This is a genomic window from Micromonospora sp. NPDC047670 (assembly GCF_043204915.1).
GTDB lineage: Bacteria > Actinomycetota > Actinomycetes > Mycobacteriales > Micromonosporaceae > Micromonospora.
Map to the genome: position 1 here is coordinate 450,955 of NZ_JBIDDA010000003.1, position 22,784 is coordinate 473,738.

The window sequence follows — 22,784 nt, forward strand, 5'->3', positions numbered from 1 at the left end:
GCGCTCGTCGCGCATCGCCGCCGACCTCGGGATCGACGTCCCCGACCCCGGTAGCGGGGTCGGGGCGCCGACCACGCCCCGGTCAGCCGGCCAGGTGGGACCAGCGGGGTTCCAGCTCGCGCCAGGGGCCCTGGGCGGCGACCGTGCCGGCGCGGAGCACCACGACGTGGTCGGCCCGGACCAGGGCCGCCCGCTTCGAGGTCGAGCCCACCACCGTCACCCCGTGCTCGCGCAGGGCCTGCCAGAGCGCCAGCTCCGTGGTGACGTCCAGCGCCGAGGACACGTCGTCGGCCACCAGCAGCTCCGTACGCGGCGCGAGCGCCCGGGCCAGCGCGAGCCGCTGGAGCTGCCCGCCGGAGAGCCGGGTGCCCTTGTGCCCGATGAGCAGTCCCAACCCGCCCCCGGCCGCCGCCAGGTCGTGGTCGAGCTGGGCGGTCGACACCGCCGCGGCGGCGTCCACCTGGTGGCCGAGGGTGATGTTGTCGGCCACCGTGCCGGAGAGCACCCGGGGCAACTGGCCGACGTAACCCACCTGGTTGGGGCGCAGGAACAGCTCCGGCTCGGTGACCGGCTCGCCGTTCCAGGTCAGCAGGCCCGTGTGCGGCGCGATGCCGGCGAGCGCCCGCAGCAGCGACGACTTGCCCGAGCCGACCGGCCCGACGACCAGCACCAGCTGGCCGCGTTCCACCGTCAGGTCGACGTCGCGGACGGCCACCGTCCCGTCGGTGTGCCGGACGCCGAAGCCGGTCAGCTCCAGCCGACGCAGCGGGCGCCGGGGTGGCACGTCCGGCGCCGGCGCGGTCCCCGCGCCCAGGTCCACGTCCGGCACCGCCGCCGAGTACGCCCGCACCCCGGTCATCGCCACCGTCCGCCGCGTCCACACCCGCGCCGAGGGGATCTGCGAGATCAGCGACGCCGTCGTCCAGGCGAACCAGCGGGCCGCCGCCAGGGTGGCGACCACGACGAGGGTGGCCCCGGCCGACAGCTGGCCAGCCAGGAACAGCGCCCACGCGCCGATCGGCAGCAGGCCGCTGACCAGCGACGGGGTGGACCGCGACCACACCTGCACCGCGATCTCCCGGCGCTGCCGGTCGCTGCGGACCACGTCGAGGTCGGCCAGGTGGGCCAGCACCGGCCGGGTGGCGCCGGCGAGTTTCACCGTACGGGCGGCCGACAGCGTGGAGACCAGCGCGGTGGCGAACGCGGCCCGGGCCGCCACGGTGGCCCGCGCGGAACGCTCCAGCCGCGGCCCGAACAGCGTCGCGACCAGCCCGGAGACCACCATCGTCCCGGCGAAGAACAGCCCCGGCACGACGCTGCCGGTCACGACCGTCATCGCGGCCAGCAGCATGAGCGAGATCCCCTGGTCGCTCACGTTGTCGGCGAGCTGCACCACCCGCTCGGTGTCGCCGCCCTGGGCCACCACCTCGGCGGGGGTGTGCCCGCTGACGCGGCGCGGGCCGGTCTGCCCGTGCACCAGCCGCAGGCTGATCCGCAGCATCTGCCGCACCCACCACTGCGGGAACCGGTAGCCGGTGAACCAGTGCACCGGCACGGTGACCAGCAGGGCGGCGACGATCCCCAGCGCCGGCAGCCAGGGCTCCCCGGCGCCGTCGACCAGGTCGGCCCAGAGCCAGGGCAGCACCGGCCCGTCCAACCCGAGGATCACCAGCAGCACGAACAGCGACAGCGAGGCCAGCCCGTACCGGGGGTCGTTGACGCACAGCCGCAGGACCTCGCGCAGCTCCCGCAGGCCCCGCAGCCCCCGCGGCGGCGTCGGGGTCGCCACCGCGGGCCCTCCCGGTGCCGCCGGCGGCCCTTCGCCGTCGCGCACGGCCGGCCCTCCGTCGCCGTCGCGCACGGCGGGCGGTCCGGCCGCCGGCTCGACCGTGCCCGGCTCGGTGGACGGCCACGGGTCCGGCGAGCCGGTCAGCAGGTCCGCACCGCCGGTCCTGGCCCCCGACCCGGCGTGCGCGTACGCGGTGGCGTGGCTGGTGGCGAGCAGGTCGGCGAAGCGTTCCGACTCCCGCAGCGGCCCCGCCTCGACCACCGCCCCGTCGGCCATCACCACCACCTCGTCGCAGCGACGCACGGACGACAGGCGGTGCGCGATGACGATGCCGATCCGGTCGCGCAGCAGCCGCTCGGTGGCCTGCTGCACCCGCGCCTCGGTGACGGGGTCGAGGCGGGCGGTGGCCTCGTCGAGGATCACCACATGCGGGTCGCGCACCAGGATCCGGGCGAAGGCGACCAGTTGCTCCTGCCCGGCCGAGAGCACGTGCCCGCCCTCGCCGAGCCGGGTCTCCAGGCCGTCGGGCAGCTCGGCGATCCAGCCCGCCAGGCCCAACTCGTGCAGCGCCCGGGCGGCGGCGTCGCGCAGCTCCGGCTCGAACAGCGCGACGTTCTCGGCGAGGGTGCCGGCGAGGATCTCGGTGCGCTGGGGCACCACGGCGATCCACCGGCGCAACTGCTCGACGTCGAGGTCGCGCAGGTCGCGCCCGGCCAGGAAGACCGTCCCCGGCGGCACGTCGACGGCCCGGGTGAGCACCTTGGCGAGGGTGGACTTGCCGGAGCCGGTCCGGCCGACCAGGGCGTACGAGCGGCCCCGGCTGAAGATCAGGTTCACGTCGCGCAGCGCGGGGCCACGCCCGCCGTCCGCCTCGGCGCTCGGGTAGCGGAAGGTGAGGCCGCGGACCAGCAGGTCGCCCTCGGTCGGAGCCTCCCCGCCCACGGGCTCCTGCGGGGAGCTGGCCAGCAGTTGCACCCGGCCCCACGCGCCGAGGGCGTACTGGAGTTCGGGGACCATCCGGCTGACGTGCTCGACGGTCATGCCGAACCCGATCACGAGCAGCCAGACCGCGGTGAGCCGGGCGCCGTCGATCCGGCCGGTGACCAGCGCCCACGCGCCGCCGAGCACCACGGCGGCGATCGCCGTCACGCTGGCGCCGGCGGCCACCGTGGTGACCCGGGCCGACATCCGCCACACCCGCACACCCCGGTCGAGCACCTCGGCCGCCCGCCGGGCGTAGAGGCGCAGCACGTACGGCCGGGCCAGGCTGGTCCGCACGTCGTCCTGGCCGTGGACGGCCTCCTCCATGACGGCGGCCAGGTCGGACCAGGCCTCCTCCTCGGCCATCCGGGCGGGGGCGATCCGCGCGGTGGGCCGGCGCAGCCCGACCGCGAGCAGCACGGTGAGCAGCAGCATCCCGACGCCGGCCGGCCACCAGACCGCGAGGGCGACGACCGTCGAGAGCAGGCCCGTGGCCAGCCCCTGCGCGAGCCGTACGCCCTGGCTGCGCACGGCGGCGGCGACCTGGTAGACGTCGCCGTCGATGCGGTCGAGCAGCTCGCCGACGGGGGTGGTCTCCAGGGTGGGCAGGTCCTGCCCGAGCGCCACCCGGCACAGCCGGCGGCGCACGTCGGCGGACCAGTCGGCGGTCAGCCCGGCCATCAGCAGGCTGACCACGAGGTCGCTGAGCACGGCGGCGACCAGCGCCACGGCGAGCAGCGCGAAGAACCCGCCCGCGCGGTGCACCAGGACCGGACCGGCCAGCGCGGCCGCGGCGGACTGGCCGCCGGCGCCGAGCACGATCAGGCAGGTCACCACCGCCATACGGCGGGGCGAGGTGCCCCACAGGTCCCGGAGCAGACGCATCAGAGTCCCTTCGGCAAGGCGGTGGGGAGAGCAACCAGCCTGCTCGGTGGGGGTGTCCGCTTCAACCCATTTACGGCCGCCCGCGCACGCGGGCGGCCGGATCAGGTTCGGGCGACCCGGCGGACGATGCCGAGCAGCGCCTCCTCGACGTCCTCGATCGGCCGGTCCGGCTGGAAGACCAGCCAGTCCACCGCCACCACGAGCCCGACGCCGAAGAGCGCGGACGAGGCGGTCCGCACGTCCAGGTCCTCGGGCAGGTCGCCGGCGGCCACCCCGGACCGGACGGTCTCGGCGATGACCTCGATCGCCTCGCCGCGCAGCAGCCGCAGCGTCTGCTGCCACTCCCGGTTCGTCCGCCACATCTCCGAGAGCAGGAGCTGCGCGAAGGCCCGGTACCGGCGGATGTACTCCAGCTCGGCGCGCACCAGCGCGGCCAGCGCCTCGCGGGGCGGCAGCCCGGCCACGGCGGCCCGGAACTCGGCGGTGAGCAGGCCGATCCCGTGCCGGAGCAGCTCCTCGAAGAGCACCGTCTTGGACTCGAAGTTGTAGTAGACGGTGCCCTTGGCCACCCCGGCGCGGCCCGCGATGTCGTCCACGGTGGTGGCCGAGAAGCCCTGCTCGGCGATGAGCTCCACGGCCGCCTCGAAGAGGCGCTGGCGGGTGTCCTCCCGCCGCCGCGACCGTCCGTCCGTCACTGGCCCTCCCCGTCCGCGCGCCCGACCCGCCAGCATCCTCACATGGACAGCTCGGGGTGCAGCGTGGCCGGGGTCAGGCGGCGCGCCCGGCGGGCGGCGGCCACGGTGAGCGCGAGCGCCGCCGCGCCGAAGCCGGCGAGCACCAGCGCCCCGGTGACCACCGGGCCGGCCGCACCGCCGTTGACGGTGTGCCGCAGGGCCGTGACCACGTAGGTCATCGGCAGCCAGGGGTGGATCGCCTGGAAGAAGCCCGGCGAGGTCTGCACCGGGTAGGTGCCGCCGGACGAGGTGAGCTGGAGCATCAGCAGGGCCAGCGCGGCGAGCCGGCCGGCCGGGCCGAGCAGCGCGCCGAGCCACTGCACGATCGCGGTGAAGGCGAGCGAGGCCAGCGCGAGCAGGCCGAGGGTGGCCGCCGGGCGCGCCGGGGCCAGGTCGAGCGCCAGGGTCACCACCGCGAAGAGCACCCCGGCCTGGGCCAGCCCGATCGCCGCGGCGGGCAGCCAGCCCGCCAGCGCCACCCGCCAGGCGGGCGCGCCGGACATCACGTGCCGTCGGTTGACCGGCCGCAGCAGCATGTACGTGATCATCGCGCCGACCCAGAGGGCCAGCCCGAGGAAGTACGGGGCGAAGCCCACGCCGTACGCGCCGGCGGGGTTGCGTGCGGTGCGGTCCAGCGACACCGGGTCGCCGAGGACGGCGGCGCGGGCATCCGCGTCGGCGTACCCCGGGAGCTTGTCCTTCCCCGCGGTCAGGCCGTCGGCCAGGTCGCCGGCGCCACCGCCCAGCCGGGTCAGGCCGGCCGCGAGGTCGCCGGCGCCGCTCTCCAGCCGGGTCAGGCCGTCGGCGAGCCGCTCGCCGCCGGTGCTGAGCCGGTGCAGCCCACCGTCGAGTTCCCGGGCGCCGGTGGCCAGCCGGAACAGCCCGCCGCGCAGCTCGGCGGCACCGGTGGCCGCCGTGCCGAGGCCGTCGCGCAGCTTGGCGCTGCCCTCGGCGAGGGTGCCCAGCCCGGTGGCCAGCTCGTTCACCTTCGCCTTCGCGGCGGCGACGTCGTCGGCCAGGTGGGGTGCCGCTGCGGCGATCTCGCGGGCGGTGGCGGCGACCTTGGTCATCCGGTTCCGCAGGGTGGTCAGATCGGCGTCGTCCAGCGTGCCGGCCACCGCGCGGGCCGCCTCGACCGCCGCCTTCGCGGCCGTACGCGCGGCCACCACGCTGGGGTCGTCGGCGAGTTCGGGGTGCGCGGCGACCAGCGCGTCGAGGCGGTCGCGGACCCGCTCGGCCTGGGTGACCGCCTCCTGCGCCCGCCGGGGCAGGGCGTCCAGCCCGTCGGCGAGCGCCTGTGCCCCCTCGGCGATCGCCGTGGCCGACTCCTCGATCCGCTTCGCGTTGTCCCGCAGCACCGGCTCGATCCGGCCGGCCGCACCGTTGACCCTGTCCGCCACCGCGCGGGTCTGCGTGGCCGCGCGGGCGGTGCCGTCGGCGAGCTGCACCGCCCCGGTACGCAGTTCGCCGAGCCCGGCGGCGAGCTCGTCGGCGCCCTTCGCGGTCTTGTCGAGGCCCGCCGAGAGGCTGCCCGCCCCGGCCGCGGAGGCGTCCAGCCCGTCGGCGACCTCACCGGCGCCGTCCTGCGACGAGCCCAACCCGTCGGCGATCCGGCCCGCGCCGGCCACGGAGGAGTCGAGCCCGTCGGCGATCTTCGCGGCCCCGTCGGCCGCCCGGCCGGTCTCGGCCTTGGCGTCGGTGAAGCCCACCAGCATCTTCTCGAAGTAGTTCCCGGCGGCGCTCCGCGCGGCGGCGGCCCGGATCTCGCTGAACGCCGTGCGGGCCAGCAGCCCGGAGAGGTAGTTGGTGGCGTCGTCGTTGACCACCCGCAGCTCCCCCCGGCGGGCCGGCCGGTCGGGTTCGGGGCTCGCCGCCAGGGTGGCGGAGAAGTCCTCCGGGATGGCGAAGACCAGGTGGTAGCGGCCGCTGCGCAGGCCGGCGGCGGCGTCCCGCGCGTCGGTGACGTGCCAGCCGAAGACCCGCCGGTCGAGCAGCTCGTCGGTGAGGTCCTGCCCGGCGTGCACGACGGTGCCGTCGCTGGCGGTGGCGGGGCGGTCGGCGTTGACCAGCGCCACCGGGATGCGGTCCAGCTTGGCGTACGGGTCCCAGAAGGCGTAGAGGTAGAGCGCCCCGTAGAGCAGCGGGATGACGGTGAGCACGGCGAGCGCGGCGCGGGGCAGCCGACCCCGGGTCAGCCGGCGCAGTTCGAACCGGGCGAGTCGGAAGACGCTCATCGGGCCACCTCGGCGGTCTCGGTCGGATCGGTCCCGGCACCCGGGCCGCCCTCGGCGGGCGGCCCGGCCACCGCCGGGTCGGGGGGCGACGGCACGGGCGGCGCCTCCGCCGGGTCGGGGGGCGACGGCACGGACGGCGGGTTCCCGAGGCGGTGCACGATCGCCGGGCTGTCCGGCTCGACGGCGCGGGCGCTGGCGACCACGGCGTAGCCCTGGTCGGCCAGGCGGGCGAGCGTCGCCCAGAGCCAGGCGCGTTCCGGGGCGTCGGATCCGGCGTCCACGTCGTCGGCGACGATCAGCCGGGGCCCGGCCAGGGTGGCCAGGACGAGACCGAGCACCTGCCGTTGCAGCGGGGTGAGGTCGCGACCCCGGGTGTCCGGGGCGAAGGGGGCGTCCCCGGTGAGACCGGCCCCGGCGACGGCGGCGGCGAAGGCGTCCCGCCGGTACGCCCGCCGGGCCCGCAGCGCGGCGAGCGGCACCAGCTGCCGCCGGCGGCTGGGCACCGGCCCGAGCAGCAGCAGCCGCTCCCGGACGTGCTCGGCGACGGTCAGCGCGGGGTCGGGCTCGTGCACCCCGGCGACCTGCCCCAGCGCGGCCGGGCCGTACCGGGCCAGCCGCCCCTCGCTGGTGGGGAAGCGGCCCGCCAGCGCCAACAGCAGCGAGGTGCGCCCGCTGCCGGGTGGCCCCGTCACCGCGTGCAGCTCGCCCGCGGCGGCGGTCAGGTCGACGTCCCGGAACACCCAACCGCGCCGGGTCCGCAGCCCCAGCCCGCGCGCTTCGACGACCACCATCCGCTCCGGCCCACCTTCTTAGACTGACTGGTCAGTGCAAAAACATGCTCAGCCTAGTCCCGGTCGTTCGGCTCGTCACTTCGCGGCAGGGTGATCCCGGCCATGCCCGACGACGCACGGCGACCACGGTCGGTCCGGACAGGACGGCGCCGCTCCCCGCCGTCCGGGCGGCGGCGCTCGCGACGGCGGGCCGTGGAGACGGGGTGGGTCAGAAGAGCACGGTGGCGAGCGTGCCGACCGGGCGGAAGCCGCAGCGCTCGTAGACCCGGCGGGCCGGGGTGTTGAAGTCGTTGACGTAGAGGCTCACCGTCGGGGCGACCCGCAGCAGCGCGTCGCGCACCACGGCCGCCATCGCCGTCGTCGCGATGCCTCGGCCCCGCCACTCGGGGGCCACCCAGACCCCCTGCACCTGGGCGGTCCGGCGGGTCACCACCGCCAGCTCGGCCTTGAACACCACCTGGCCGTCGACGAAGCGCGCGTACGCCCGCCCGGCCCGGACCAGCTCGGTCACCCGCCGCCGGTAGCCGCGACCGCCGTCGTCGACGAGCGGCGAGACGCCCACCTCCTCGGTGTACATGGCCACCGCCGCCGGGAAGAGCCGGTCGATCTCCCCGCCGCGCACCCGCCGCACCTCCGGGTCCGCCGGCAGCGTCGGCAGCGCGTCGGTGGCCAGCAACGGCTGGTTCGGGCGTACGTCGCGAGCCGGCCCCCAGACGTCGGAGAGCCGGTCCCAGAGGCCGAGCACCGCGTCGGCCCGGCCCACGATCGACGAGCAGAGCCGTTCCTCGCCGGCGAGCAGGTCGGCGTACGCGGCGACGGCCGGCTCGGTGGCGAGCACCGGGGTGAGGTTGCCGCCGAGCCAGCAGACCGACTCCAGGTTGCGGCGGGTGCCGTAGCCCAGCACCCGGCCCTCGGCGCGCCACCAGGCCAGCCCGCGCGCGGCGACCCGCTCGGCGACCTGCGCGCCCGCGAACGGGTCGAGGTCGAGCAGCCGCTCGACAGCGCGGCGCTCCGACTCTCCGAGTTGCCGTACCGGCACCGTCAGCACGGATACCAGCCTGCCAGATCCGCCCCCCGCCGCGCCGGGCGAGTGACGCAAGGGACTACGACACCGGCACGGGGTCGGCAGCGGGCGCGGCGAACCGGTTGCGGGCGGCCCAGCCGACGACCCCGGGCACCATGGCGCCGAGCGACAGGAACAGGGCGCCGAGCAGCAGCCACCCCGGCACGCCCCAGCCGACGGCCAGCGTGGTGACCACCACCGGCGCCACCATCTTGCCCAGCTCGTAGCCCATGCTGTATGCGCCCTGGTACTGCCCGTGCGCGTCCTCCGGCGCCAGCCCGAAGGAGATCCCCCAGCCGGCGGCGGAGTGCCACAGCTCCCCGACCACGTGCGCGAGCGCGCCGCCGACCAGCAGCGCGACGGCGACGCCCGTGGAGCGCCCGCCGCTGGCCGCGAAGAGGACGCAGGCCGCGGCGATGGCGAGGCCGGCGCGCCGGGCCGCCCGTGCCGCCCCGGCGAGGCTCTCCGTGCCGCGCGCAGCACGGACCTGGAAGAGCACCACCACCACGGTGTTGACCAGCATCAGGCCGGAGATCAACCAGGCCGGCGCCCGGGTGTGCCCGACGATCCAGAGCGGCAGGGCGATGTTGAGCAGCCCGAAGTGCATCGACATGAGCCCGTCGAGCACGGTGAACGCCAGGAACGGCCGGTCCCGCAGCGCGACGAGTCGAGGGCCGTGCGCGGGGGCGGGCACCGGCGGGAGGTACGGCAGCCGGGTGAAGACGGCGGCGGCGAGCAGGTAGGTCACCGCGGCGGTGAGAATCAGCGCCTCGTACGCCGCCCGGGTGTCGGCGGCGATCGCGAAGCCGGCGAGCACCGCGCCCACCGAGATCCCGACGTTGGTGGTGGCCCGCAGGTAGGCGCGGGTGCGGACCCGCTGGTCGGCCGGAACGGAACCGGCGATGAGCGCGCCCTTGGCGCCCCGGTCGGCGGCGTCGGCGATCGCGGTTGCCGCTCCGACGGCGAGGAACGCGGGAAGCGACCCGACGGCCAGCAGGGCGGTGGTCAGGACGCCGCTGGCCACCAGCGCCACGATCTGGGTGGCCCGGGGGCCGAGCCGGTCGGCCAGGTATCCGGCCGGGGCGCTGGCCAGCAGGCCGACCAGGGCCGCAACGGTCAGCCCGAGCCCGACCTCGGTGGCGCTCAGGCCGGCCGAGCGGGTGAGGAAGAGCGCGCTGGCCACCAGCCAGAGACCGCGCCCGACCGTGCGGACGAGGGTGCCGAGGGTGAGGGTCCGGGCCGGGCCCGGCTCAGGAAGGAGTCGCACCCCGAGACCCTAGCAAGACGTACGTACGGTTTGCATTGTCGTCCCGCCATTCGGCCCCGGCTACGACGAAGGGGTGGCCGCTCCGCGCCGGAGCGGCCACCCCTTCGGTGGCGTGGGCCCGCCTGCCGGCGGGACGGAGGAGATCAGTGCACGGTGACGGTCGCCCCCGGGAGCAGGCCGCGCAGCTCCTCGGGCAGCTCGGCGCCCATCTCGTCGGCGATGCGCAGCGCCTCCTCGATCAGCGTCTCCACGATCTGCGCCTCCGGCACGGTCTTGACGACCTTGCCCTTGACGAAGATCTGGCCCTTGCCGTTGCCGGAGGCCACCCCCAGGTCGGCCTCGCGGGCCTCGCCCGGGCCGTTCACGACGCAGCCCATCACGGCGACCCGCAGCGGCACCGGCAGCCCCTCCAGGCCGGCGGTGACCTCCTCGGCGAGCTTGTAGACGTCGACCTGCGCGCGGCCGCACGACGGGCAGGAGACGATCTCCAGGCCGCGCTCGCGCAGCCCGAGCGACTCCAGGATCGCGGCGCCGACCTTGATCTCCTCCACGGGCGGGGCCGACAGCGAGACCCGGATGGTGTCGCCGATCCCCTCGGCCAGCAGCGCGCCGAAGGCGACCGCCGACTTGATCGTGCCCTGGAACGCCGGGCCGGCCTCGGTGACGCCCAGGTGCAGCGGGTAGTCGCACTTCTCGGCGAGCAGCCGGTAGGCCCGGATCATCACCACCGGGTCGTTGTGCTTCACCGAGATCTTGATGTCGCGGAAGCCGTGCTCCTCGAACAGCGAGCACTCCCACAGCGCCGACTCGACCAGCGCCTCGGCGGTGGCCTTGCCGTACTTGGCGAGCAGCCGCTTGTCCAGCGAGCCGGCGTTCACGCCGATCCGGATCGGCACGCCCGCGTCGCCGGCCGCCTTGGCGATCTCCTTGACCTTGTCGTCGAACTGGCGGATGTTGCCCGGGTTCACCCGGACCGCCGCGCAGCCGGCGTCGATCGCGGCGAAGACGTACTTCGGCTGGAAGTGGATGTCGGCGATGACCGGGATCTGCGACTTCTTCGCGATCGCCGGCAGCGCCTCGACGTCGTCCTGGGACGGCACCGCGACCCGGACGATCTGGCAGCCGGACGCGGTCAGCTCGGCGATCTGCTGGAGGGTGGCGTTGACGTCGGCCGTGAGGGTGGTGGTCATCGACTGCACGGAGACCGGCGCACCCCCACCGACCGGCACGGAGCCGACCATGATCTGGCGGCTGGCCCGGCGCGGGGCGAGCGGTGGGGGCGGCACGGCGGGGATGCCGAGGCTGACAGCGGTCACTGAGGCACTCACCTTGAGAAGAGCGTGATCGGGTTGACGACGTCCGCCGTGATGGTCAGCAGCGTGAACGCGCCGCCGATCAGGATCACCGCGTACGTGAAGGGCATGAGCTTGAGGTAGTCGACGCGGCCCGGGTCGGCGCGGCCGATCCGGGCGTAGAGCCAGGAGCGGGCCCGCTCGAACCAGGCGATGGCGATGTGCCCGCCGTCCAGCGGCAGCAGCGGCAGCAGGTTGAACACGCCGATGAAGAAGTTCAGCGAGACGAAGAGCATGAAGAACAGCAGCCAGGCGTTGTTCTCCACCGCCTCACCGCCGAGCCGGCTCGCGCCGACCACGCTGATCGGGGTGTCCATGTCCCGCTCGCCGCCGGTGATCGCGGTCCACAGGGCGGGGACCTTCTGCGGGATGCGCTTCATCGCCTCGAAGGTGTTGACCGCCATGTCCCCGGTGAAGTCGGCGGTCGCGCCGAACGCGCCGACCGGCCCGTACGTCACCCGGGTGGGAGTGCTGGGGACGAGACCGACGCCGAGCGCGGCGACGGTGGCGACCTGCCCCTGCGGGTCGTCCAGCGGCGGACGCTGGGTCTGCGCGAGCACCGCGCTCGCGGTGCCCGGCTGGCCGTCCCGGACGTACGCGATCTGCGCCGTGTCGCCCGGCTTGAGGGCGCGCAGCGTGGTGAGCAGTTGGCCGTAGTCGTTGATCGGCGTGCCGTTGATGGCGGTGATCCGGTCGCCGTCGCGCAGCTGCGCCTGGGCGGCGGGGCTGGCGGGGTCGGTGGTCGTGCACTCCCGCAGGGTGTTCTCCGGCACCACGCAGTCCGAGAGCTGGATGACCGCCGGCTCCTTGCGGATCTCGGCCTCGGTGCTCGGGAAGTCGGGGTTGGGCAGGCCGGCGGTGACCGCGATCACCCAGAGCGTGACCAGGGCCAGCGCGAAGTGGGTGATCGAACCGGCGGACATCACGATCGTCCGCTTCCACACCGGGTAACGCCACATCGCCCGCGGCTCGTCCGCCGGGTCGACGTCGTCGTCCTGCGGCGTCATGCCGACGATCTTGCAGAAGCCGCCGAGCGGGATGCCCTTGACGCCGTACTCGGTCTCACCCCGCCTGAACGACCAGAGCGTGGGACCGAAGCCGACGAAGTAGCGGGTGACCTTCATGCCGAATGCCTTGGCGGTGAGCATGTGCCCCGCCTCGTGCAGGCTCACCGAGATGAGGATCGCGAGGGCGAAGAGCACCACCCCGAGCAGGTACGCCATCAAGCTCCTTCCACCGAACCCGCGATGATGATCTCCTGCGCGTGCGCGCGCGCCCACGACTCCGCCGCGAGCACGTCCTCGACGGTACCTGGTTCGTCGAAGTCGGGAGCGTCCTCCAACACCCGCTGAAGGGTGTCGACGATGCCGAGGAAGGGCAGCCGGCCGGCCACGAACGCGGCCACGCACTCCTCGTTCGCCGCGTTGTAGATCGCCGGCCGGCAGCGCCCGGCCTCGCCGGCGGCCTTGGCCAGCGCCACCGCCGGGAACGCCTCGTCGTCCAGCGGCGCGAACTCCCAGGTGTGCGCCGCCGTCCAGTCGACCGCGGCGGCGGCGCCGCCGACCCGGTCCGGCCAGCCGATGCCCAGCGCGATCGGCAGCCGCATGTCGGGCGGGCTGGCCTGGGCGAGGGTGGAGCCGTCCACGAACTCGACCATGGAGTGGATCACCGACTGCGGGTGCACCATCACGGTGATGTCGGCGTACGGCACGTCGAACAGCTCGTGTGCCTCGATCACCTCCAGCGCCTTGTTGACCATCGTGGCCGAGTTGATCGTGACCACCGGCCCCATGTTCCAGGTCGGGTGGGCCAGCGCCTGCTCGGGCGTGACCCCGGTCAGCTCGTCGCGTCGCCTGCCCCGGAACGGGCCACCGCTGGCGGTGACGACCAGCCGGCGCACCTCGCCGCGGGCGCCGCCGCGCAGGCACTGGGCGAGGGCCGAGTGCTCCGAGTCGACGGGGACGATCTGCCCCGGCCGGGTCACCGCGGCCTTGACGAGGGGGCCGCCGGCGACGAGGGACTCCTTGTTGGCCAGGGCGAGGGTACGCCCGGCGCGCAGCGCGGCCAGGGTCGGCGCGAGCCCGAGCGAGCCCACGACCCCGTTGAGCACGACGTCGCAGGGCCAGTGCGCCAGCTCGGTCATCGCGTCCGGGCCGGCCACGATCTTGGGCAGCCTGAAGTCGCCGGTGGCCCAGCCGCGCCGGCTCGCCTCGGCGTAGAAGGCGAGCTGGAGGTCCTGCGCGGCGGACGCCTTCGCCACGCCCACCGCCTCCACCCCGAGTTCGAGGGCCTGGGCGGCGAGCAGTTCGACGTTGCCGCCGCCGGCGCCGAGCGCGACCACCCGGAACCGGTCGGGGTTGCGCCGGACGATGTCGACGGCCTGTGTGCCGACCGAGCCGGTGGAGCCGAGCAGGACGAGATCGCGTGGGGACGTCACGGGGGCCATTCTTCCCCAGCGCCGCTGGGCGCCCGGCGCCGGCTCGGGCGCGAAAGCCGCCCGGGTCATCCCGGCTCGCCCGGCGGCGGAACATCCTGGTCGGTCCAGCCGGTCACCGCAGCCCGCGCCGCGGGGGACCGCACACCGGGCCCGGCACGAAGCCGGCCGGGCGAGCCACCACCGACGCGCCGGCAGTTGTCGGCCCCGACCGGGCCCGCCGCCCCGCTCAGGCGGCGTCGACGGGGCCGGTCAGCACGAAGGTCTCCACCTCCTCGCCGCCGTACCAGTCCGTGCGGCGGCCGACGTGGGTCATGCCGAGCCGGCGCGCCACCGCCATCGACGCCTCGTTGCCGGGCGCCACGACCGCGTAGACCTCCCGGGTGCCGGCGGCGAGTTCCCGCGCCACCACGGCCCGGGCCGCCTCGGTGGCGAACCCGCGGCCCTGGGAGTCGGGGTGCAGGTGCCAGCCCACCTCGATGTCCTCGGTCGGCACGCCCTCGTCGCGGCCCGGCAGCGGCTTGAGCAGCACCGTGCCGGCCACCACGCCGGTGTCGCGGACCTCGATCGCCCAGGTGCCGTAGCGACCGCCGTGCCCCGCGTGCCGCTGCCGCCACGTCGCGAGCCGGTCGGCGGCCTGGGCCGGGTCGGCCAGGGGCAGGCCGGGCGCGGCCAGCCACCGGGTGACCTCCGGTCGGGAGTAGATGTCGAAGATCCTGGCCAGATCGGCCGGGTCGGCGGTCCACTCCCGCACGACCAGGCGCTCCGTGGTGAGGACGGTCATGCGTGGCGATCCTAGTGAGCGCCGCCGTCCGGGGGGCGACGGCGAACAGCGTCGAGGCGAACGTGCCGGCGAGGATCAGACCCGCTGCGGCCGCGGAAGGTCCGCCGTGGTGGTCCGGGTCGGTACCGGTGGGTGCCGTGTCGATGCCACCCGGCGGGCTTTACGCCAGCCGGACCGCGGGCGGGTTCGCGAGTGGCGCGTCCACCGGCGGGGAAAGGGAACCCGATGGGCGGCGGATGGCGACGGGCGAAGCGGATCACCAGCGCCGCGTTCCGTCCGCTGCGCGGCCGGGACCTGTCGCTACACGCCGCCGCCATCACCTTCTACGGTGCGATCGCCGTGGTGCCGGTGGCGCTGCTGGCGATCTGGCTGACCGCGCTGCTGGCGGGAGCCGACCGGGTCAGCCGGCTCACGTCGTACGCCGTCCGCACGCTGCCGGACGAGATCGGCACACCGCACGCGGTGGCCGCGCTGGTCGAGGCCGGGGTGGGGTTGACCCCGCTGCTCGCGCTGGCCTCGTTGCTGCCGGCGTCGCTGTACGGCGAGGGGCTGCGCCGGGCCTTCGTCTCCGTCGCCGGCCTGCGCGGCAACGAGTCGCTGGTGGGCTGGCGGGGTCGGTTGCTGCTGCTGCCGCTGCTCGCCCCGGCCCCGGCACTGCTGCTGTCGATCCTGCTGGCCCTGCCGACCACCACCGGGCTGGTCCGCCAGGGCGGCTGGCTCGGCGCGCTCGGCGTGGTGCTCTCCTTCCTGGGCGTGTGGCTGGTGCTCACCCCGGTGCTGCTGTGGGTGTTCCGGGTGGTGGGCCCGGCGTCGCCGGACTGGCTCTCCGCGCTGGGCGTCGGGTCGTTCACCGCGGCGAACCTCTCCGGCTTCCTGCACGGGTTCGTGCTCTTCGCCTCGCTCCCGATCGACCTGGGCGCGCCGTTCGGCGGCTTCGACGAGATCGGCGCCGGCGTGGCGGTGCTGCTCTGGCTCTACCTCTTCCACGTGATCGTGCTGGCCGGCTACTCCGCCACCCTCGCCCTGTCCCGCTGGCGCGCGGCGCGCGGCGCGGCCACCGGGTGAGCCGAGCGGGAGGTCCGCGACGGGCGCGGACCTCCCGAACGACCGCGGCGGCGCCGGTCAGCGGGTGAGGGCGGGCTCGCGGGGCGACGGCTCCGGGTCCGCGGTCTCGCGGATGCCGTAGCGGCGGTAGACCCGGCCGAGCGGGCCCGGGGCCCACCAGTTCCAGCGGCCCAGCAGCCGCATGGTGGCCGGCACCAGCAGCGCCCGGACCAGCGTCGCGTCCACCAGGATCGCCACGATCATGCCGATCCCGATGAGCTTGATGTACGCCATCGCGCCGCTGGCGAAGCCGGCGACCACGATGATCAGCAGCAGCGCGGCGGCGGTGATGATCCGGCCGGTGTGCTGGAGCCCGGCGGCCACCGAGGCCGTGTTGTCCCCGCTGCGGTCCCACTCCTCGCGCACGCGGGAGAGCAGGAACACCTCGTAGTCGGTCGCCAGCCCGAAGAGCACGGCGAGCATGAGGATCGGGTTGCTGGGCTCGATGAACCCGGTCGGAGTGAACCCGAGCAGGTCGGCGAAGTGCCCGTCCTGGAAGATCCATACCACCACGCCGAACGAGGCGCCGATCGACACCATGTTCATGAGCACCGCCTTGACCGGCAGCACCACGGAGCCGAAGGCGAGGAAGAGCAGCACCAGGGTCGCGGCGGCCATCAGCAGGGCCATCCAGGGCAGCCGGTCGCCGAGGCTGTCCAGCAGGTCCCGGTCGGCGCCGGGCCGGCCTCCGACGAGCACCTCCGCGCCGGCGGGGGCGGGCAGGTCGCGCAGCGTCCGGACCACGTCCTGCGCGACGTCGCCGGTCGGCTCGCCCGGGTAGGTCACCGTCAGCAGCGTCGACGCGCCCCGGCTGGCCGCCACCTGCACGCCGGTCACGCCGGGCACGGCGGCCACCCGGTCGGCGAAGGGCTGCACCTGCGCCGGGGACGCACCGGACACGAGCACGTCGATCGGCGCGACCGTACCGCCGGGGAACTCCGCGGCGATCCGCTCGGAGACGACCCGGGGCGCGGCGTCCGCGGGCAGCACCCGCTCGTCGAACCCGCCGAAGGTGATCCGCAGGAACGGCGCGGCGAGCACCAGGAGCAGCAGGGTCACCGCGACCAGGTAGCGCACCGGGCGGCGCATCACGCTCCGCGCGATCCGGGCCCAGGCGCCGCCCGTCTCCCCCGCCGCCGGCCGCCCGGCCCGCGTGCGTCGCCGCCACGGCAGCGGTACGCGCAGCGCGTCGATGCGGTGGCCGAGCACCGCGAGCAGGGCCGGCAGCACGGTCAGCGCCGCCAGCATGGCCACCAGCACGGCGGCCATGCCCCCGAGTCCCATCGAGCGCAGGAACGCCTGCGGGAAGATCAGCAGGCTGGCCATGGCGAGCGCGATGGTGAGGCCGGAGACCAGCACCGTCCGCCCGGCGGTCGCCATGGTGCGGCGGATCGCGGCGGGCGTGTCGTGCCCGGCGGCCAACTCCTCGCGGAACCGGCTCACCACGAAGAGGGCGTAGTCGACCGCCATACCGAGGCCGATCAGGGTGATGACGTTGACGGCGAAGATCGACACGTCGGTGACGAGGTTGACCAGCCGGACGGCGACGAACGCGCCGAGGACGGCCAGCCCGCCGATCAGCAGCGGGGTGGACGCGGCCACCAGCCCGCCGAAGATCAGCACGAGCAGCACCAGCAGGACCGGCATGGAGAGGATCTCCGCCCGGGTGATGTCCTCGGTGGTCTGCCGGTTCGCCTCGTGCAGGAACGCGACCGCGCCGCCGACCTCGGTCCGTACGCCGGGCGCCGTCAGGGCCGGGCGCAGGTCCTCGTACGCGGCGGTCTTGCCGTCCTCGTCGGCGGCCCGGAGCTGGACCAGCGCGTAGGTGGCCCGGCGGTCGGTGGACAGCAGCGCGGGTGCCTGCGTGTCGTACCAGGTGGTGACGCTGCTGACCTCGGGGTGCCCGCGCAGGCCGGTAACGGTGGCCGTGACCGGGTCGCGGAAGGTCGCCTGCTCGACGGTCGCCCCGTCGCTGCTCCAGAGCACGACCAGGTCGGCGCCCTGCGGCCCCAGCTCGGCGGTGATCCGTTCGGCGGCGCGGCTCGACTCGCTCGCCGGGTCGTCGTAGCCGCCGCCGGTCAACTGCCCGAAGACCCCGGTCCCCCAGGTCGACCCGACCGCGACGACCACCAGGGCGGCGGCCAGCACCGCCCAGCGCAGCCGCACCACCGCGTGTCCCCACCAGGCGAACATTCGCCTCTCCCTCCGCCGACGGCTAAGCTGTGACCATCGCTCATTAAAGTGAACGCCGTTAACTATGGCAACGGGGTTCGCTTTGGTCAAGGGAGTTAGCCGAATGACCGCACCGTCCCGACGCGAACGCCTGCGCACGGCGACCGTCGCCGAGATCAAGGACGCGGCACGGCGGCTGTTGGTGACCGGTGGGGTCGAGGCGATCTCGCTGCGGGCCATCGCCCGGGACATGGGCATGACGGCACCGGCCATCTACCGCTACTTCCCCAGCCTGGAGGCGCTGGTCGCGGCGCTCGCGGGGGACCTCTACGACGAGCTGCGCGGGCGGCTGGAGGCGGCCCGGGACGACGCCGGGGCCGAGCCGGTCGATCAGCTCCTGGCCATGTGCCGCGCGTTCCGCGCCTGGGCGGTGGCCCATTCCGCCGAGTTCGGGCTGATCTTCGGCGCCCGGGTCCCCGGGCTGGACGCCTTCGTCGACGACTGCGTCGACCCCGACCATCCGGGCGCCCGGTTCGGGGCGGTCTTCGTGCAACCCGTCATCGACCTCTGGCGCCGGTCCCCCTTCCCCACCCCGCCCGTCGAGCTGCTCCAGCAACACCTCGGCGGGCGGCTGGAACCGCTGCGGCTCAGCCACGGCGAGGTGCCGATCGAGGTCGCGTACGCCTTCCTCTCCGGCTGGACCCGCCTCTACGGCCTGGTCGCCATGGAGGTCTTCGGCCAGCTCAGCTGGGCGGTCACCGAGGCCGAGGCGCTGTTCGAGTTGGAGCTGACGGCGTTCACCGCCCAACTGTCCGGCGGGCGCCCCGGCGAGGTCTCCGCCCCGCCCTCCCCGAAGGGCTGACCGGCGGCGTCGGCGGGCACTAGGCTCCCGCGGCATGAGCGACGAGCTGCCGACCCGGGCCGACGTGGTGATCGTCGGGTCCGGGCACAACGGTCTGGTGTCCGCGATCATGCTCGCCCGTGCCGGGCTCGACGTGCTGGTGCTGGAGGCCGCCGAGGTGATCGGCGGGGCCACCCGGACGGAGAACCCCTTCCCGAAGGTGCCGGGCCTGCGCCACTCCACCGGGTCCTACCTGCTCGGGCTGATGCCGCCGGAGCTGCTCGCGACGCTCGACGTCCGCATCCCGGTGCTGCGCCGCGACCCGCACTACTTCCTGCCCACCCCCGGCCCGGAGGGCTCGCCCTACCTCCTCTTCGGCAGCGACGCGGCGGGCACCCGGGCGCAGCTCGCGGAGTTCTTCTCCCCCGCCGACGTGGCCGCCGACGACGCGCTCCAGGCCGAGTTGGCCGCCCTGCGCGCCGACCTCGCCCCGGCCTGGCTGGCCGAGCCGCTGCCGGTCGAGGAGACCGCCGAGCGCCACGTCCGACCGGCGCTGCGGCAGGTCTTCGTCGACCTGGTGCGGGGCTCGGTCGCCGACCACCTCGCCCGCTTCGACTTCCGATCCGAGCTGCTGGTCAGCATGTACGCGGTGACCGACGGCCTGTCCGGGCTGAACGCCGGTCCCGACGACCCGGGCACCGGCCACAACTTCCTCGTGCACAACATGTGCCGGCTGCCCGGCTCCGACGGCACCTGGATGATCGCCGAGGGCGGGATGGGCACCGTGTCCCGCACCTTCGCCGGGGCCGCCCGGGCCGCCGGCGCGACGATCCGCACCGGCACGCCGGTCCGCGCGATCACCCTCGACGGCGGCGCGGCCAGCGGCGTGGTCCTCGCCGACGGACGGGAGGTCGCCGCCCGGGTGGTGCTCGGCGCCTGCGACCCGTACCGGCTGATGGACCTGCTGCCCGAGGGCGCGCTCCCGGCGCCGCTGAGCGAGCGGATGGCGGCGGTCCGCCGCCCCGGCACCACCCTCAAGCTCAACCTGGCGCTGACCGGCCTGCCCCGCTTCTCCTGCCTGCCGGCGGACGCGCCGAGCCCGTTCGGGTCGACCATCCACCTGCTGCCCGGTTCGGACTCCCTGCTGGGCGGGGGCGGCGAATCGCCGATGGCGGCGCTGCGCGCGATGTGGGCGGACGTCCAGGCGGGCCGGCTGCCCGAGGAGCCGACGATCGAGTGGTACCTGCACACCACCGTCGACCCGTCGCTGTCGGACGGCCGCGGCCACCACTCCTCGGCGCTCTTCGTCCAGTCGGTGCCCTACCAGCCGGCCGGCACCACGTGGGACGAGGCGCTGCCCGGATACGTCGAGCGGCTGGTCGGGATCTGCGAGCGGTACGCACCGGGCACGGCTGACCTGATCGCCGACGCGGTGCCGCTGCCCCCGCCCGGCATCGAGGCGCACTTCGGCATCACCGGCGGGCACATCCACCACGTCGACAACACCGTCTCGTTCACCGACCGCATGCCGTACGCCACCGGCATCGACGGCGTGTACGCCGGCGGCGCCGGCTGCCACCCCGCCGGCAGCGTCATCGGCGCCGCCGGCCACAACGCGGCCCGCCGCATCCTCGCCGACCTGGCCCCCTGACCCCCTTCCCGCCGCCCGCCCTCCGTCCCGCCGGCGCGGCGGTCCTGCACCTCTGGTCCTCCGTTCGCGGCTCTTGCGCATCCGCCGGGGCGGAAGGTGCACGATCGCGCGTCAGGTGGGGGTGGAGGAGGGCAGGTCGCCCGGGCCGCGGACGAGGTAGACGCCGACCAGCAGGAGGTAGAGGCAGAGGCTGAGGACCGGGTCGACGAAGACGAAGGCGAACGCGACCAGGTAGAGCACCGGGCCGAGCAGGAAGCGCAACGCGACGGCTCGGGCCAGCCGGGGATCCAGGTCGGGGTGCAGCAGTCGGCGACGCCGCGCCCACCACCAGCTCAGGTTGAAGAAGAGCGCCTCGCCGAGCACGGCGCCGACGTAGAGGGCCGCGGTCAGCCGCTGGTCGGCCACGCTCCCGCGCAGGTTGTCCGCGAGCAGGTCGGCGGTGAACGGGATCGCCGCGACGAAGAGCAGCAGGAGCAGGTTGAGCACCAGCAGCATCTGGTCGACCCGCACGACGTAGCGCCACATGTTGTGGTGGGTCAGCCAGACCTGGCCGACGATCGCGAAGGTGATCACGTACGCGAGGTAGGCGGGCCACTCGTGCCCCAGCGCCTCGGCGAGCCCGCGCCCGGACGGCACCTCGCCGAGTTGCAGCAGCTCGACCGCCATCAGCGTGAGCACGATCGCGATGACCGCGTCGCTGAACGCCTCCACCCGCGAGGCGTCCCGCGCCATCTCCCGGTCCCGCCCGTACCGGTACCCCGGCTCTTCGCGACCCCCCACCCCGCCCACTCCCGCCCGTTCCACGATCGAGTCGCGGCTCCCCGGCGCGCCCCGGTCAGGGGCGACAGGCGGGGCGCCACACCTGCATGGTCGCGAAGTCGGGGCGGGGCGGGGCGGGTTTGGGGCAGGCCGTGCGGGTCAGCTCGCGGACTCGCCGGCGGGGGCGGGGGTCGCGGCGTCGACGCGGTGGGCGCGGATCTTGTGCCCGACGCTGGTCAGGCAGCGGCCGCTGGCCAGGTCGAACCTCCAGCCGTGCAGCTGGCAGGTGAGCTGGTCCCCGTCGACGATGCCGAAACGCGTCAGGTCCGCCTTCAGGTGGGGGCAGCGCCGCTGCACCACCCAGTCGCCGAGGGTGATGTCCTCGGCGTCGCTGGTCCGCTCGTGCTCGTCGTACCAGCCCTCGGCGTACTGGAGCCGTTCCGTGGAGAGGCACTTGAAGAACGCGTAGACGAACTCGTTGTACTGGCCGATCCGGGCGGCGGAGAAGCGGCAGGAGAGGAAGAGCGAGTTGACCCAGTCCACCTCGCCGATGTGCAGCAGGTGCTCGATCAGCGCCCGCTCGGTGCGGAACCGGTAGCGGACCTTCTCGTCGGCGTACGGCCGGACCTGCTTGCCCGGGAAGTCCACCACGATCGACTCGATCGTCTCGCCGCCCGAGTCGTCGGTGCCGACCAGGTCGAAGCGGACCGGGCCGCCGACCCCCTTGGCCAGGTAGATCGACTCCTCCAGCAGCGGCTCGATGCGACGCTGCATCTCCTTGAGCACGTCCACCTCGGGGTGCCGCCAGGACGCCTTCTCCGCCTCGATGACCGGCCGCTTGCGCTCCCGCATCTCCGCCAGGTGCGCGACCTTGTTCGCGAAGAACTCCTCCACCGGCACCGGGTGGGTGGTCTCGCAGGTCTCCGTGGTGATCTCGGCGACGCTGCCCGGCAGCAGCACGACGCCGTTGGTGCCGCCGACCTTCGCGTACTCCGCCAGGAAGACCGACTGGTCGGGGAAGATGTTGCCCTCGTCGCCGTGGATGTCGTTGAACTGCCACAGCTCGTCGTCGAGGAAGCACGGCGGGCCCGCGATCGGGAAGACGTGGTCGGCCTTCAGATCGTCGATGTAGCGCCAGGTCCGGTCGAACTGCCGGTCCCGCTTCTGCTTCCCGAACGCCGTCTTCGCCGCCTGCGGCAGCTCGTACACCATCGGGTACCAGATCGCGCCGGAGAACTGGAGCATGTGCGCGTGCACGTGGCCCAGCTCCGCGAACGCGCTCAGGTCGGTGGGGCGGGCGTCGTTCTGGTTGAGCAGCCGGACCCCGTCGTACTCCACCCACAGCGACGAGTCGCCGATCGGGCCGTCGGTCGGGCTGGTCAGCGCCTGGATCATGACCTTGAGGCCGCCGTCCAGCTCCACGACCTGCTCGTTCGGCGCCTTCAGGAACTTCGTGAAGCCCAGCTCCCGCAGCTCGTCCTCCATCTCCGAGGTGGGGAACGCGGGCAGCAGCACGGTCGCCTTCTTCGACACGAAGCGCTTCAGGTGCGCGGCGTCGAAGTGGTCCCGGTGCAGGTGGGAGACGTAGAGGTAGTCGACGTCACCGAGGGTCTCCCAGTCGAGCAGGGAATTGTCCGGGAACGGGAACCACGACGCGAAATAGGCCGGGTTGACCCACGGGTCGCACAGGATGCTGCCCGCGGCCGTGTCGATCCGCATGCTGGCATGTCCCGTACCGGTCACTCGCACCGCAGTTCCCCCTCGAAGACAAACAAAGGTGTACGTCGGAAACGCTACCGGAGGGAGTCTGGCGACCGCCCCGCGACGCCGGTAGTGCCGCCCGGCCCGCCTCGGCCGGGACCTTGGGCCCGCGCCCGCCGCGTACGCCGTGCCGGCCGTCGGCACGGATCGTGCGGTCCGCCCCGTCCGGGCGGACCCAGCGC

Annotated in this window: 16 protein-coding genes; 3 read left to right on the forward strand and 13 right to left on the reverse strand. The window is 74.5% G+C overall.

The features are described from left to right. Positions 1–82: 82 nt before the first annotated feature. The 10 genes from ACGF7U_RS10035 to ACGF7U_RS10080 all read right to left on the reverse strand — a co-directional run bounded on the left by ACGF7U_RS10035 (position 83) and on the right by ACGF7U_RS10080 (position 14,314). Positions 83–3,655: an ATP-binding cassette domain-containing protein gene (locus tag ACGF7U_RS10035; RefSeq protein ID WP_393104924.1), complete on the reverse strand. Its 3,573-nt coding sequence runs from the start codon at positions 3,653–3,655 to the stop codon at positions 83–85. 101 nt (positions 3,656–3,756) lie between these two features. Further along, positions 3,757–4,350 (reverse strand): TetR/AcrR family transcriptional regulator, encoded by a 594-nt coding sequence (locus ACGF7U_RS10040; protein WP_393104926.1) that lies wholly within the window; start codon positions 4,348–4,350, stop codon positions 3,757–3,759. Positions 4,351–4,388: 38 nt separating this feature from the next. Further along, positions 4,389–6,623 carry a YhgE/Pip family protein gene (locus ACGF7U_RS10045; RefSeq protein WP_393104928.1) on the reverse strand — a complete coding sequence of 745 codons (2,235 nt, stop codon included), beginning with the start codon at positions 6,621–6,623 and terminating at the stop codon, positions 4,389–4,391. Next, positions 6,620–7,414 carry an ATP-binding cassette domain-containing protein gene (locus ACGF7U_RS10050; protein ID WP_393104930.1) on the reverse strand — a complete coding sequence of 265 codons (795 nt, stop codon included), beginning with the start codon at positions 7,412–7,414 and terminating at the stop codon, positions 6,620–6,622. The genes ACGF7U_RS10045 and ACGF7U_RS10050 overlap by 4 nt, the downstream gene beginning before the upstream one ends. A gap of 208 nt (positions 7,415–7,622) precedes the next feature. Next, complete coding sequence (locus tag ACGF7U_RS10055; protein WP_393104932.1) at positions 7,623–8,462, reverse strand: GNAT family N-acetyltransferase; 840 nt, start codon at positions 8,460–8,462, stop codon at positions 7,623–7,625. Positions 8,463–8,517: 55 nt separating this feature from the next. Next, positions 8,518–9,744, reverse strand: coding sequence for an MFS transporter (locus ACGF7U_RS10060; protein WP_393104934.1), 1,227 nt, complete (start codon positions 9,742–9,744; stop codon positions 8,518–8,520). 143 nt (positions 9,745–9,887) lie between these two features. Then, a complete protein-coding gene (gene ispG / locus ACGF7U_RS10065; protein WP_109905485.1) occupies positions 9,888–11,060 on the reverse strand; it encodes a flavodoxin-dependent (E)-4-hydroxy-3-methylbut-2-enyl-diphosphate synthase in 1,173 nt (390 codons plus the stop codon). 8 nt (positions 11,061–11,068) lie between these two features. Then, complete coding sequence (locus ACGF7U_RS10070) at positions 11,069–12,319, reverse strand: M50 family metallopeptidase (RefSeq protein WP_393104936.1); 1,251 nt, start codon at positions 12,317–12,319, stop codon at positions 11,069–11,071. Then, positions 12,319–13,533 (reverse strand): 1-deoxy-D-xylulose-5-phosphate reductoisomerase, encoded by a 1,215-nt coding sequence (gene dxr / locus ACGF7U_RS10075; RefSeq protein ID WP_393104938.1) that lies wholly within the window; start codon positions 13,531–13,533, stop codon positions 12,319–12,321. The genes ACGF7U_RS10070 and dxr overlap by 1 nt, the downstream gene beginning before the upstream one ends. 226 nt (positions 13,534–13,759) lie before the next feature. Further along, positions 13,760–14,314 (reverse strand): GNAT family N-acetyltransferase, encoded by a 555-nt coding sequence (locus ACGF7U_RS10080; RefSeq protein WP_393104940.1) that lies wholly within the window; start codon positions 14,312–14,314, stop codon positions 13,760–13,762. 225 nt (positions 14,315–14,539) lie between these two features. On the opposite strand from ACGF7U_RS10080, the gene ACGF7U_RS10085 reads away from it, so the two are divergent. Further along, positions 14,540–15,379 (forward strand): YhjD/YihY/BrkB family envelope integrity protein, encoded by an 840-nt coding sequence (locus ACGF7U_RS10085; RefSeq protein ID WP_393104941.1) that lies wholly within the window; start codon positions 14,540–14,542, stop codon positions 15,377–15,379. 57 nt (positions 15,380–15,436) lie between these two features. On the opposite strand, the gene ACGF7U_RS10090 is transcribed toward ACGF7U_RS10085, so the two are convergent. Further along, a complete protein-coding gene (locus tag ACGF7U_RS10090) occupies positions 15,437–17,611 on the reverse strand; it encodes an MMPL family transporter (protein WP_393104943.1) in 2,175 nt (724 codons plus the stop codon). 103 nt (positions 17,612–17,714) lie between these two features. Between ACGF7U_RS10090 and ACGF7U_RS10095 the strand changes: the two genes are divergently transcribed. Together ACGF7U_RS10095 and ACGF7U_RS10100 are read left to right on the forward strand one after the other, a co-directional pair. Next, positions 17,715–18,452, forward strand: coding sequence for a TetR/AcrR family transcriptional regulator (locus ACGF7U_RS10095; protein ID WP_393104945.1), 738 nt, complete (start codon positions 17,715–17,717; stop codon positions 18,450–18,452). 34 nt (positions 18,453–18,486) lie between these two features. Further along, complete coding sequence (locus ACGF7U_RS10100; RefSeq protein WP_393104947.1) at positions 18,487–20,082, forward strand: phytoene desaturase family protein; 1,596 nt, start codon at positions 18,487–18,489, stop codon at positions 20,080–20,082. Positions 20,083–20,193: 111 nt separating this feature from the next. Here ACGF7U_RS10100 and ACGF7U_RS10105 read toward each other — a convergent pair whose 3' ends face one another. Beyond that, positions 20,194–20,814, reverse strand: a complete 621-nt coding sequence (locus ACGF7U_RS10105) for a TMEM175 family protein (protein ID WP_393105304.1) — start codon at positions 20,812–20,814, stop codon at positions 20,194–20,196. Positions 20,815–21,000: 186 nt separating this feature from the next. Continuing rightward, the gene (locus ACGF7U_RS10110) at positions 21,001–22,590 is read right to left on the reverse strand and encodes a Rieske 2Fe-2S domain-containing protein (RefSeq protein WP_393104949.1); all 1,590 of its coding nucleotides are present in this window, start codon (positions 22,588–22,590) and stop codon (positions 21,001–21,003) included. Between the last annotated feature and the right edge of the window lie 194 nt (positions 22,591–22,784).